Source organism: Alkalibacillus flavidus (genome assembly GCF_040545925.1).
Classification (GTDB): Bacteria; Bacillota; Bacilli; order Bacillales; family Alkalibacillaceae; genus Alkalibacillus; species Alkalibacillus flavidus.
This window is the reverse complement of the sequence record NZ_JBEPMX010000005.1, coordinates 127,196-140,050: the sequence shown is the minus strand read 5'-3', so window position 1 is coordinate 140,050 and position 12,855 is coordinate 127,196. Positions and strand designations below refer to the sequence as shown.

At 38.1% G+C, this 12,855-nt stretch carries 11 protein-coding genes and 2 pseudogenes; 12 read left to right on the top strand and 1 reads right to left on the bottom strand.

All coding sequences use genetic code 11. The annotated features are described in order from the left end of the window. Positions 1-13: 13 nt before the first annotated feature. The 3 genes from ABID56_RS06545 to ABID56_RS06535 all read left to right on the top strand — a co-directional run bounded on the left by ABID56_RS06545 (position 14) and on the right by ABID56_RS06535 (position 2,418). Positions 14-730, top strand: a complete 717-nt coding sequence (locus ABID56_RS06545; RefSeq protein WP_354219819.1) for a phosphotransferase family protein — start codon at positions 14-16, stop codon at positions 728-730. Between the two features lie 243 nt (positions 731-973). Next, positions 974-1,708: a hypothetical protein gene (locus ABID56_RS06540; protein ID WP_354219818.1), complete on the top strand. Its 735-nt coding sequence runs from the start codon at positions 974-976 to the stop codon at positions 1,706-1,708. An 11-nt stretch (positions 1,709-1,719) separates the two neighbouring features. Continuing rightward, positions 1,720-2,418: an ATP-binding cassette domain-containing protein gene (locus ABID56_RS06535; protein ID WP_354219817.1), complete on the top strand. Its 699-nt coding sequence runs from the start codon at positions 1,720-1,722 to the stop codon at positions 2,416-2,418. A 90-nt stretch (positions 2,419-2,508) separates the two neighbouring features. Here the strand turns inward: ABID56_RS06535 and ABID56_RS06530 are convergent. Next, positions 2,509-3,463: pseudogene (locus tag ABID56_RS06530) on the bottom strand (ATP-grasp domain-containing protein). 162 nt (positions 3,464-3,625) lie between these two features. Here ABID56_RS06530 and rlmD point away from each other — a divergent pair. The 9 genes and pseudogenes from rlmD (at position 3,626) to ABID56_RS06485 (ending at position 12,791) form a co-directional block, all read left to right on the top strand. Beyond that, entirely contained in the window at positions 3,626-5,062 is a 1,437-nt protein-coding gene (gene rlmD, locus ABID56_RS06525; RefSeq protein ID WP_354219816.1) for a 23S rRNA (uracil(1939)-C(5))-methyltransferase RlmD, read from the top strand. A 701-nt stretch (positions 5,063-5,763) separates the two neighbouring features. Next, a pseudogene (locus ABID56_RS06520) lies at positions 5,764-6,710 on the top strand (IS30 family transposase). Between the two features lie 339 nt (positions 6,711-7,049). Continuing rightward, complete coding sequence (locus tag ABID56_RS06515) at positions 7,050-7,625, top strand: biotin transporter BioY (RefSeq protein ID WP_377946386.1); 576 nt, start codon at positions 7,050-7,052, stop codon at positions 7,623-7,625. 386 nt (positions 7,626-8,011) lie between these two features. Continuing rightward, a complete protein-coding gene (locus ABID56_RS06510; protein WP_354219815.1) occupies positions 8,012-8,563 on the top strand; it encodes a CBO0543 family protein in 552 nt (183 codons plus the stop codon). A gap of 246 nt (positions 8,564-8,809) precedes the next feature. Next, positions 8,810-9,313: a CBO0543 family protein gene (locus ABID56_RS06505; protein ID WP_354219814.1), complete on the top strand. Its 504-nt coding sequence runs from the start codon at positions 8,810-8,812 to the stop codon at positions 9,311-9,313. A 273-nt stretch (positions 9,314-9,586) separates the two neighbouring features. Continuing rightward, a complete protein-coding gene (locus ABID56_RS06500) occupies positions 9,587-10,222 on the top strand; it encodes a hypothetical protein (protein ID WP_354219813.1) in 636 nt (211 codons plus the stop codon). 86 nt (positions 10,223-10,308) lie between these two features. Further along, entirely contained in the window at positions 10,309-11,061 is a 753-nt protein-coding gene (locus ABID56_RS06495) for a class I SAM-dependent methyltransferase (protein ID WP_354219812.1), read from the top strand. Positions 11,062-11,092: 31 nt separating this feature from the next. Beyond that, positions 11,093-11,608 (top strand): GNAT family N-acetyltransferase, encoded by a 516-nt coding sequence (locus tag ABID56_RS06490; protein ID WP_354219811.1) that lies wholly within the window; start codon positions 11,093-11,095, stop codon positions 11,606-11,608. A gap of 97 nt (positions 11,609-11,705) precedes the next feature. Next, complete coding sequence (locus ABID56_RS06485; RefSeq protein ID WP_354219810.1) at positions 11,706-12,791, top strand: nitric oxide synthase oxygenase; 1,086 nt, start codon at positions 11,706-11,708, stop codon at positions 12,789-12,791. The last annotated feature ends 64 nt before the right edge of the window (positions 12,792-12,855 follow it).

Genomic DNA, 12,855 nt, shown 5'->3' with positions numbered 1-12,855 from the left:
AAGGGGGGTTAGGATGTTAAAACGTATTATTCAACAATTTGATATGGACGTTTTATCGATGGATGAGGTTGAAGATTCCCGTAGTTCAACAGTTTATAAATGTACTTTATCGACTGGGTACAATGTTTATTTGAAAATTCCTTTTACAAAATTGAAGTTTCAGCGAGAGTTAGAAGCTTATGACATATTAAATGGTAATGTCTCGATTCCAGAGATGAAGGATTATTGGTCAGGTGATGCAGAATGTCCAGGTGCTTTTGTATTGTCTGAATTAAAGGGGAGGCCTTTAACATCTAATGCTACACCCAAAATAGCATATCAAGTGGGTGTTCTTCAGGCTAGAATGCATTCGCTTCGTCCGCCAGCACACCAAAAGTTAGTTGGAATGAAAAATCAATTCCCGAATTGGTCTCATTTTGTCGAACAACAATTTTATAGTTTTGCTGAAGATGTTAGAGAGATTCTGGATGAATATTTATATAAACAGGCTGTTGAGAAATTTGAAAGCGTGAAACACGATCTTCCTCCTCCTGATGGACCAAGTTTCATACATATGGATTTTCGGCCAGCGAATATAATTGTTGATGAAGATGATGTCACAGGGGTGATCGATTTCGAAAGTGCAAGGTTTGGTTCCACAGAAATTGATTTCACAAAACTTTATCGTGATTTTTTAAGTTATGATGAAAGATTATATAGTGCATTCCAGGAAGGTTATAAACAGTATTAGACCATTAATTGATTTAGACCAAGTTTTGCCCTTTTATCAGTTCACGGATGCTTTTAATAGTATTGGTTGGTGCAAGCGGCGTGGGATTGAACAAAATGCTTCTTTTTTTGAAGAAAATTTAATGCGATTAAAAACGTGGTTGTTATGAGATGGTTTTATCTTGTGATTGTGAACACATTTTTGTCTACAGATATTTAAAATATTGAGCGATTATTTTAATAAATTATTGAAAAGGAAGGTTATATGACCAAGACGTATGAATTTTTTAGTTTGTTTTTAAAAGAAAATGTTTATAATAAAATGAATTTATTTTGGGTCGTTTTCATTCCGCTGATTTTATTCTTGATTAATTATAGCAACTGGTTTGTTAATCGACCTCAAGAGCAAGAAGCCTATTTGGTATTGGCCTTTTTTTGGAGCCTCATGATTTTAATTTCGGCGGTGATTAATACAGCTGTTTCCCTTTTTATGATGCGTGAAGAGGGATTTATGAAGATGTTTAGTTTTATTGCAGGGTCAAAACGCTCAATTATTTTCGGAAAAGGTTTGGCGAACTTGTTGTTTCTGATTGTATCGATGGTCGTGTTCAATTTAGTCGTTGCTTTACTATTTCAAATGAATCCATTCATGTTGATTATGAATAGTTTACTCTTAATTGCTGTGACCTTTATTCCAGTAGTGCTGTTCTTTTCGTGGATCATGACCTTACCATTTAAGGAGGATTCAATTGCGCCGGCGTTTAGTTTGCTGACCATCGTTTTAATGTATCTAACGAGCGATATGGTTGGGGTGCAATCTCCGTTGTTTCTAATTAATCCGGCTGAATTTATTTTGCGCGTAGCTGAAGCGGTTATTATTTCTGATGTTGTGGATGTAACGAATATGTTGACCCTGGCCAGCGTAGGTTGCATATATATGATCATTGGCCTAGTAACCATTAAACTTGCGAATTTAGAATCCAGGACGATTCGACAATAGGAGGTGTTGGTGTGGAAATTGTGAATATGGATTTTCGGTATCAAGAGGGCGGAAGAAAGATTCTAGACAATGTTAATGTGAGGTTGAAACCTGATCAATTAAATGTCGTGCTAGGTTTGAACGGTTCGGGTAAGACGACGTTGTTTAATATTATGGCTGGTTCGCTAAAACCAAATGCTGGTGAATTGAGTGAATGGGTGAAGAAATCTGAAATAGCTTATCAAGTCCAAGGGGTTCCGTTTCTGAATGCATTGAAAGGCAAAGATTTGGTGCGATTGTTTTTGAAGACGGCATCGAGACCATTTGACGTGCAGAATCCTGTCTTCTTCGATGGGATGAATGAAAGAGAGCAATCACTTGCTAAGCATTTATGGCATTTGAAACTTGGTGATATGTCACTTGGCGAAAGAAGATGGTTGATGGTGACGGCGATGTGTGCACTTGATCGGAAGCTATACATATTTGACGAACCGACATCTGGTGTTGATCCCGACTCACGGTTAAACGTGTTAAATCGGCTGGAGTCTGTTGCTAGTAGTTCTGGTCAATACGTGGTCATGTCAACGCATACGTTACAAGAACTGGGGCATGTCGAGTGTCATATCTTTTTGGTACATGATGGAAGAATCGTTTTTGAAGGATCTTATACCGATTTAACATCCGTGCATCAGAATCCTGATGAGGCGTTTCGTGAGTTGGTTCGGAGTTGATCGTTAATACAATTTAGATCGGAATATAAGTTCGACATAGATATAGAAAATCGCACGAAGGATCAAGTCCTCAGTGCGATTTTTGTTTATTTATCCGGCGTGTTGTGCGTCTTTTGTTTGCTGATTGAGATAGTGCGCAAGTGTATTGGCGATTGCTTGCATGCCGAATTGTTCGACTTTAGCTTCGGCGTCTGAATTGTAGTTGGTATTCGTGTTGACGTCATATGTGTACAGGTATCCAGCTTCATCGCGAATAAATTCGATCCCCGCAAATGTAATCTTGTTTTGCTTTAAAAACTGCTCGTATTGGGTGATGATTGGATCGTCAAAGTCTGTGATGATTTGAAATTTGTCGCGCGTATTCTCAGTCGTCATGCAAAATTGGTCTTCAATCGAGCAAGCATCAGCTGGGCATAATTCGAAACCTTCTGATGTGTCGACGTTTACCGCGTAGAAAAACTGCCCATTAATAAATTCGCACCGTGTGATCGATGAATCAGGTGACTCAATATATTGTTGCAGTAATGTGATGCCATCGATTGGCTCTTCGAAATCGTCTGAGTACACGTATTGTTTTAAGCCTTCGACGCTATAAAATAATTGCACACCAAGCCCTTTGCCAGCGCGATTATGTTTCGTAATGAACGGGGGTTTCCATTTGTTTCGCTGATTCGATTAATTGATCTTTACCAGTAGTCACGATTGTTTTCGGTGTGCGAATTCCGGCTTTTTGCAAGGCGCTATATTGTCTCGCTTTGTTGATTTCTAAATCGAGCGCGTGGCTGCCATTTAAGACGACACGATCATGTTCTTCTAGCCAAGCAAGCACTGCTGAAGTGAATTCGGGAGCATATCGGTGTGAGCGAGTATGTGATGATGCGCTCATGCGATTATAGAAAATACCTTCAGGTGGTGCCTCGGATAAATCGATCGATCCTTGGTCGATGAACCAATCTTCATACGGCACGCCTAATGCTTCGAGTGCTTTGAAGAGGGGTTCTGACCATTCTGCGTTTTCATGGATGGCGTATATTTTTTGAGTCATTTTTAAAAACTCCTTTAATTCTGATGTGTTTACTAGTATATTCAATTTTTAATGAAATGCCAATCGAAAAGTTTTGAGTTTAAGTGATGCCCTTATTTTACTGTGCAGCTGGGATAAGCTATAATGAAAGGTCAAAGGCAAAAAGAAAGTTAGGTCGTGACTATGAGTAAACGTAAAAAGCAACAGCAACAATCGAATTATAATCAAACGAAACCCAAAGATGCTAAGCATGGGAACGTAAAGCCGCGTGACAAGTCACCGCAAAAAGAGCAAACGGCGAAAGTGACGTGCACAGGCTTTACGAATGATGGTAAGGGCATTGCTGAATGGGAAGGTAAGCAGTTGGAAGTGCCGTATTTACTGCCTGGCGAAACGGCTGAGATTTATGTTACGAAAAAAGGGCGGTTCGTGAATGCTAGTGTGAAACGCATTCTTGAAGCGGCCGATAGTCGCGTGAAGCCACCTTGTCCGTATTACTATGATTGTGGTGGTTGCCAGCTCCAACATATGGGCAATCGCGCGCAGGGTCACTTTAAGCAAGATGTGGTTAATGCGCTCATGAAACCATTTGGTAAGCCGAACGCGATTATGACGATGGATCATCCGTATGATTACCGGAATAAGAGTCACACATCTTTTGGCATGAACCGAAAACGGCAGATTATTGGTGGCTTGTACGCGCAAAACAGTCACCGCATTATCCCAATGGATGAGTGTTTGATTCACGACCCGAAAGCCGATGCAATCGTTGGCACGATTAAAGGCATGATGAAGTCGTTTAAGATGGAGCCTTATAATGAGGACACAGGGCGCGGGTTTTTACGCCACGTTTTAGTGAAAGTTGGCAAGAAGACGGGCGAAATCATGGTCGTCTTAATAGCAGGCACTCAAATGTTTAAAGGAAAAAATAATTTCATTAAAGCGCTGCGTAAGGAACACCCTGAGATTTCGACGATTTTATTAAACGTCAATGATAAGAATACGAGCATGGTACTTGGAGATCAAGAGAAAGTATTGTTCGGTAAAGGCACAATTACTGACGAGTTGTGCGGTTTGAAGTTTGAGATTTCATCGAAGTCGTTTTATCAAATTAATCCTGAACAAACGGAAAAGCTGTACGGCAAAGCGATTGAAATGGCTGGGTTAACAGATGAAGAAACCGTCATTGATGCATATTGCGGTGTGGGCACAATCGGCCTCGTCGCCAGTCAGCAAGCCGGACGCGTCATCGGTGTGGAATCAAATAAAGACGCTATCCGCGATGCGATTCGTAATTCCAAGCGTAACGGCATCCAAAACGCTCGTTTTTACCAAGGCGATGCTGGCGAATTCATGACACAAATGGCCATGCACGGTGACCAAGCAGACGTCGTGATCCTAGACCCACCACGGACAGGAAGCGACGAAGCCTTTTTATCAAGCGTCGTGAAACTCAAGCCGAGTCGCGTTATTTATGTCTCTTGCAATCCAGAAACCCAAGCTCGCGACATGAAATACCTTACAAAAAACGGTTACCAGGTTGAAGAAATGCAACCTGTTGATATGTTCCCTCAGACCTATCATGTTGAATCTGTGGCGAAGTTGACGTTGAAAATGTAACCCAACAATAAAGTTGTACCATTCATAAAAAAGTCATAACAAATCGGCTAATTCGTGAGAATAAAGTTGAAACAGACGTCTGAGAGACGAGAGGGAGAAGGTTGATATCCTGCGTTTCTCAGGCGTTTTTGTGTTACGAGTTTATTGTGTGTGTGAATAAAGTCATGACACATTTTTTGAAACAAAATCGGAAAAAATCGGGGTTTGTGTTACGACTTTATTATGAAAGGCGACGATGGCATGCGGGTTGAAGGGGTGAAAAGTGTTACGAGTTTATTGTGAATTCACATAGTAGAGACATAAAAACGGTGTTTTTATAAGGATATAGGTAGTATAGGGAATGAAAAGATTATGAGGAAGAAGTGTGAGAGGTAAGGCATAAGTGGGTCAAGGCTCTAAGGGAGAGAATCAGTTACCAGTTGATTGTTGTGCAAGCAAACATGGTCATAATATTTGATCCTAAACCTGAATATGCATATGATTTGGTCTTTTATTAAATATATCAACCATTATTTGAGTTAACGTTTACATCCATCGACAACATCACCCTTCATACCATAAAAATCAACCAATGATGTCTATGTATCCTTTTTGAAATGACGAATTGTAATATTAAGTGCAACACCTAAAAAAAAGCAGCTCATAACAGTTTCGTGTAAAATGTAGATAACCACATCAAACATATACACGGAGGTCCTGTTATGAGCTACCAACATCTTACCACATTTGAGCGAGCACGGATAGAAACAATGATGGATCAAGGATTATCATTAAGGCAAATTGGCAAGAAATTAAAGCGAGCAGCTTCAACGATTTCACGAGAGCTTAAACGCAATGCCATCGATGATACGTATTACCCTGAACAAGCACAAGATCACTATCAAAAGCGTCGTTTAAACTGTGGTCGATCGGTTAAATGGTCCCCAAACCTTGCCGACCGCATTCATGCCAAACTTAGCCTGACCTGGTCGCCTGAACAAATCGCTCATGGTGAATTAAAAGGCGACATCAGTTTCAAAACCATCTATCGTTGGTTGTATCAAGGGTGGTTACATAACGCCACACCTCAAATGCTTCGTCAAAAAGGCAAAAGACAAAAACCTCGCGAAACAAGAGGACGATTTAATATCGGAACATCCATTAAACATTGCCCTAAAGAGGTCCGAAAACGAGAAACATTTGGTCACTGGGAACTAGGTAGTGTTGTTTCTAGTCGGGGACACAGCAAAGGTTGCCTAGCTACCTTTGTCGAACGAAAAACAAGGTGGTATACCGCGATTAAGACGCCTGATGGATGGCGCATTCCATGGAATGCGCCATCCATCAGTTTTATAACCAGTTGCCACCTGGTGCCTTTAAAACAGCTACTGTCGATCGCGGTAAGGAATTTGCGTGTTACCACAACATCGAACGAGAAACAGCTATTCGAGTCTATTTCGCAGAACCCTACGCATCTTGGCAGCGTGGCAGTAATGAAAATGCCAATGGCTTAATAAGAGAATTTTTCCCTAAGAAAACGGATTTAGCTAAGATTGATGATTCAGATTTAGACAAAGCTCTGGACTTAATCAATCATAGACCAAGAAAATGTTTGAACTGGAAATCGACACACGAAGCTTTTCAAGAAGAACTGTTGCACTTAAATTGACAAACTGTCTATTCAACTAACGTGGCAGCGCGACAAGTTTTGTCATAAGCACTTAAGAGTGAAAAGACAAAGGATCTCTACGTAAATCCTAACTTTATAACTGAGGGTAGGAATGATAAATCCACGTATTTTGAAACTACCCATTAACCATTAATACTCCTGCATGCATCATAATGGTTAATGGGGGTTGGAGCTCAGGTAAAGTCGGCAGAACAAAGATAGCTTACGTGTTACCAGCTAAGAAAAATACTATCCTTGTCCAAAAAAATATGGTAACCTATTATTGTTAACCTTTTTATATTTTTGGTTGACAATAATAATCGTATAGGGGGTCATCTTTTGATTAGGAGTAAATCAAAACTAAGAGCAATTATTTTATGTGGTATTTTTGCAGCTGTAACAGCGGTATTGGCACAAATTGAGGTTCCACTGCCAATTGTTCCTATTAGTGGGCAAACATTAGCAGTAGGGTTAACGGCAACGATTATTGGTAGCAGGTACGGTGCGATTGCAATGACTTGTTATGCCTTATTAGGGGCAGTGGGTTTACCAGTTTTTGCTGGATTTAAAGGTGGAGTACAAGTATTAGTTGGTCCAACTGGCGGATACATATTCGGCTTTATTGTCACAGCGTTTGTAACAGGCTTTATCTTAGAAAAAACAAAACATAATATAACGATGGCAATGGTAGCCAACACTGTTGGAATGATTATTACGCTTGTTTGTGGAGCGGTTCAGTTGAAAATTGTATTGGATATGACTTGGAATCAAGCTCTAGCCGCAGGAGTTTATCCGTTTATTGTAGTTGGACTTATCAAGGCATATTTAGCTAGTTGGCTCGGAATTACTGTCAGAAATAGGTTAATTCAAGCTAAACTAATAGACCCTAGACCGACAAACAAAGTAGCTGCATAAGAATAGAAAAACCTCACTCAATAGAGTTGAGGTTTTTTATACTTTGAGGATGGATGCTAATATTTATTTTATTCAATAAAAGGTGATTATGTTAAACGAGAGCTGTTATTTAAAACAGTATCTTTTGTTGCACAGTACAATAGTTCGGTGATGATTTCGTTGACAAAAAGAAATATCTAAACAAATATAAACAGGCTGCCGAAATGATTGGGCAGCCTGCTTATATTTGTTTCTGAAAATCATAACAACAATGGATTTTAACATAAAGAATAAATAAGTTTTAGCAGCTGTTTTGTAATGTTATTCCAATTAAAGTCTTCTTACATATAATAGGTGAAAATGTAAAAGAATAAGATTAAATATTATAGAGGAAAGAAGGCATAACAATGCACATACTTTTTTCTTTATTGTTGTTGGCGTTAAACATTCAAAAAAAGACGTGGCGCAACTTTACCAATTATTACCCAGCCTTAATATATGTATGTGTGTTCAATGTTCTTTATTATATTTTATGTAGAGATTTTCTCATGTGGGAATTAAAAGATAAAACCTTAAGTAAGAGCGTGGTAAGGGCTTTGCACATCTTAGTCATAGTCCCGCTTTTAATCCTTTTGTACTTATCAAATCTCCCTGTGTCTTTATCAAAACAAATAGTTTATATAAACAAATGGATCATAATTTCTATATTTGTTGAGTTTATCGGACAAAAATTAAAAATGATTTCTTTCCATAATGGTTGGAATCTATATTGGTCAATTCTTATTTACATAAAAATGTATACTTATAGCATTCTTATGATTAATAGGCCATTACTAACATGGGTTATATCCACTGCTTCAACCATTTCGTTTCTGATAATGTTCAAAGTTCCAGTGAAGCACAATGTGCAAACACAGCTAAAGGAGTGGAGAAACGTTATGAGTTTCAAGTACCGTTAATTAGTAAGATCTTGAGATCTAAGGATTTAAAGATACATTCATAAACTATTCGTGGTTAATACGAAAGCTGGTGCAGTCTATTCGCCGTTACAGCCTAATTGCTTCATGTGAAGAATAAATAATAAGACTACGCGAAACAATAATCAATAGATGGCGCTTGCAATATTAACATTAGCTGTACAAATTTGTGTAATACAATAAATATCCAATATAAACACATACTAAGATAAGTGAGGGAGATGTCTTATGAAGGCAGATAAATCCGATGAATTATTTTTAAGGTTCATGTCAATTTTGACATTAGGTAGCTTGTTGTTATTGTTATTTAGGAAACCGCCAATTAAGGATTGGTTAGTAGTATATTTATTTAATGCTACCACTAACACAATACTTGATAATATTCTTGTGTCGTCTAAAATACTAAGTTATCCAGTACGATTTTTTCCAAAAGTATTTAACACACACATCTTATTTGATTTTTTAATCTATCCCACTTTTACAATTTTATATAATCAAATGACTGAAAAAGATAAGCTTGGTCCCATTATTTATAAATTGCTTTACTTTGTGGTTCCTATGTTACTTATTGAAACTTGGGCAGCTAAGAAAACTAATTTAATCGCTTGGAAAAAATGGTGGAAATGGTATCACACTTTATTAGGCTTTGTTTTCAAATCCTTAATAACTAGAAGTGTTCTTGGGCTTGTGAATAAAGTTGAAAATAAACAGAACAATGTTAATAATGTTTAATGGATAGATGAGAAACTGTTGAGGCGCTTGCTTAGTCAATTAAAATTGACTCACTGTATAATGCTTTGTCATTCATGAGTAAGGAAAAGGTCTTTAACTCGATGGTAATTCCACATTGATCTAGAATAATGGTTAATGAGAACGCTTGAGAGGTGTTGGGAAAAGAAAAATCCTAGCACCTTTTATTTTTTTGGAATGATATTCGAAAAATAGAAAAATTATGGCATATATAGTAGTGTAACGATTATAATATGAGTTAGGGAGGATTCAGATATGGAACATAAAAAACGGTTTGAAGAGCTGAATGTGGAGAAGCTCAATATAGTTAATCATAATAATGACATTAAAATGACCCTATTTAATCAAGATCAGATTCCGCCAATATTGATGAATGGTGAAGATGTTCTGCCAGGTCATAGACAGGACGAACCGATTTCCGGCATCATGTTTTATAACGGAAAAGGTGATGAGTGTGGTGGTCTCGTCTATGGAAGTGAAGAAGACGAAGATGGGAATGTATATGCGGATGCTTCATTAACATTTGATGAATATGAACAAGATCAAGTGGTGCAAATGCATTTTACGGAGCATAAAGGGGAGACACATTACGGCTTTTCAATTTATGACCGTCCAGATCAACCGCTCACAGAAATACTGGAAGAAGATAAAAAGATTCGAGAATCCAATTTAACTGACGAAGAAAAGAATCAAAAACTCAATGAATTATTCCAAGGTAATGCTACTCGGGCTTTTATGGGTAAGGACGCTAATGGTGATGTGAGTGTGAGGCTTCATGACTCTAAAGGTCAACCGCGTATTCGAATGGTTGTTGACGCAGACGATGTGCCGAGAATGGAGTTTTTGAATGAAGCGGGAGAGGTTACTTATTCCTTGCCTCCTCAAGAATGATTGGGGAAAAGGGGTGCATAGTTGTGGGGATTCTAAATTTTAAATTGATCCTATTCAAAAATTTAAATATGGCAGAAGGTTAAACTATGGCGAAAGAGAATTGGGTAAAACCGTTTTACGAAAATCAATTCCATATGATGAAGGATTTACAGGGATTTAGCGAGCGCGATGAACAAGCCGCAAAAGAGATCATCAATCAAATTGGTAAAGATTTTTCGACTGTTTTAGAAATTGGATCAGGTAATGGCAATCTTGCTCTGGGACTTGCTGAATTTAATAAAGTTGTTAAGACAGTGGAGTTGGTTCCTGAATTAGTTGAGTTTGCGAAACAAAATAGTCATCCGAATGTGACGTCGTTATGTGGAAGTTTTTATAATATTGACTTGCCCCAAACTTTCGATGCTGTGTTGTACATCGACGGTTTTGGTATTGGTGAAGATCCTGATCAACTTTATCTTTTGAAGCGGATTCGAGAGTGGTTAACTGAAGATGGCATTGGTTTGATTGATATTTATAACCCACCATATTGGCAGAAAGCTGACGGCAAACAAATGTATATAGATCCCGAAGCTAACGTTTGCAGGAGATATGGCTACATTCATGAAACTAACCAAATGACAGACACATGGTGGTACAAAGACACCCCGGAGGAATCATTCACGCAAGTTCTATTTTGTTATCATGTTGATGAAATAAAATCGTTGTGTGATTTAGCGGGATTAAAAGTCGTTGAAGTGATTCCTGGCGGTGCCATGGATCGGGATGAAATGAGATTTATCCCAAAAGCGTCACTTTCAGAATGTTTATCATATAGAATTAAAGTGGCAAGGTCATCTTAATTCAAAATTAATAATCTATAAGGAGATCAAAATGTATTTAGATCAAATTGAAGGTTTTGATGTTAGGAAGGCGACGAAGCAGGATTGTGATGAAGTTATTAAACTGTTAAAGGTCGTTGCTCTTTGGCTGAAAAATAATGAGATCGATCAATGGAGCTTTTTGTTAGCAGGCGGAGACGATGAGGAGATTAAACAGGCTATAGCCAACAATGATACCTATGTGGTGGAGTGGAATGAACAAATAGTAGCGACCTTCACACTCTTATCTGAACAGAGTGAATGGGATGTACATATTTGGGGGGATGATCCTGACTCAAATTCCCTCTACTTACATAGGCTTGCGATTATTCCATCCTACATGAATAACGGGCTTGGAAAAGAAATTTTGGCTTGGATCGAAAATAATACAACTGATAAAACGTACCTAAGGTTAGACTGTGTTGCGGACAATAAGAGGTTAAATGATTATTATAAGAACAATCATTTCGAAGCGGTTGGTTTAACGGATGGTCATAGTCAATATCAAAAGTTTATGAAAGAAGCTTAAACTTTACTATTTTCCTCACAATTGTTGAATCTGATTGAAACAGTCCTATGATAAATTTAAGAAAGAATAGGTTTGGTATCATAGGGGTGATTTAACTATGGAAAAAATGTTTCAAGAGGCGGAGAAATTTTTGCGTCTTTGTTATGACGAACTCGGTAAAACGGAAGGTGAAGTAGAACAACGTATTCAAGAAGTTTTTCGAGAAATAGATGATAATGGTTTTTATGAGCATAATTATGAAGAGTTAAAGTTCGGAGCAAAGGCTGCTTGGCGTAATAGTAACCGCTGTATTGGAAGACTTTTCTGGGATCAGTTGCATGTCTTGGATAAGAGACACCTCAATACGGAAAAAGCTATATATCAAGCTTTAATAGAACACATTGATTTTGCTACTAATGGTGGAAAGATAAGGCCGACGATTTCTGTGTTTTCTCAGAGTATATCTGGTGAAACGGTACGGATTTGGAATCATCAGCTCATTCGTTATGCAGGTTATGAAACTGAGGGTGGGATAATTGGCGATCCTGATTCTATTGCATTTACAAATGCATGCATCGATTTAGGGTGGGAACCCAAGTATGGACACTTTGATGTTTTGCCACTAGTCATTCAGGTTAATGATCATGAACCACAGTGGTTTAATATTCCCGAAGATTTAGTATATGAGGTTTCAATTAGTCATCCTGAATATGAGTGGTTTACTGCTTTAAACTTGAAGTGGTATGCCGTTCCGATTATATCAGATATGTCACTTGATATTGGTGGGGTTTTATATTCAGCAGCTCCTTTTAATGGCTGGTATATGGGAACCGAGATTGGTGCACGTAATTTGGCTGATGATAATCGATATAACATGCTTCCAACCATAGCTGATTATATGAACCTTAGTAATGATCGACCTTCTACACTATGGAAAGATCGTGCGTTAATCGAACTCAATACAGCTGTCCTCCATTCGTTTAAACAAGCTGGTGTTAGTATTGTTGACCACCATACAGCCGCCCAGCAATTTAAGAAGTTTGAAGAAAGAGAAGCGAAAGCTGATCGAGATGTGACTGGAAAATGGTCTTGGCTGATTCCACCAGTATCCCCAGCAACAACGCATGTTTTCCATAAGCCGTACAGTAATGCAACAGAGAAGCCGAATTATTTTTATCAAACAAAACCATATCAAGAAGAGTGATTGAGGAAAAAACCTAAAAGACGAAAAAAAGTTCTTCGTCTTTTAGGTTTTTATTATGTCCATT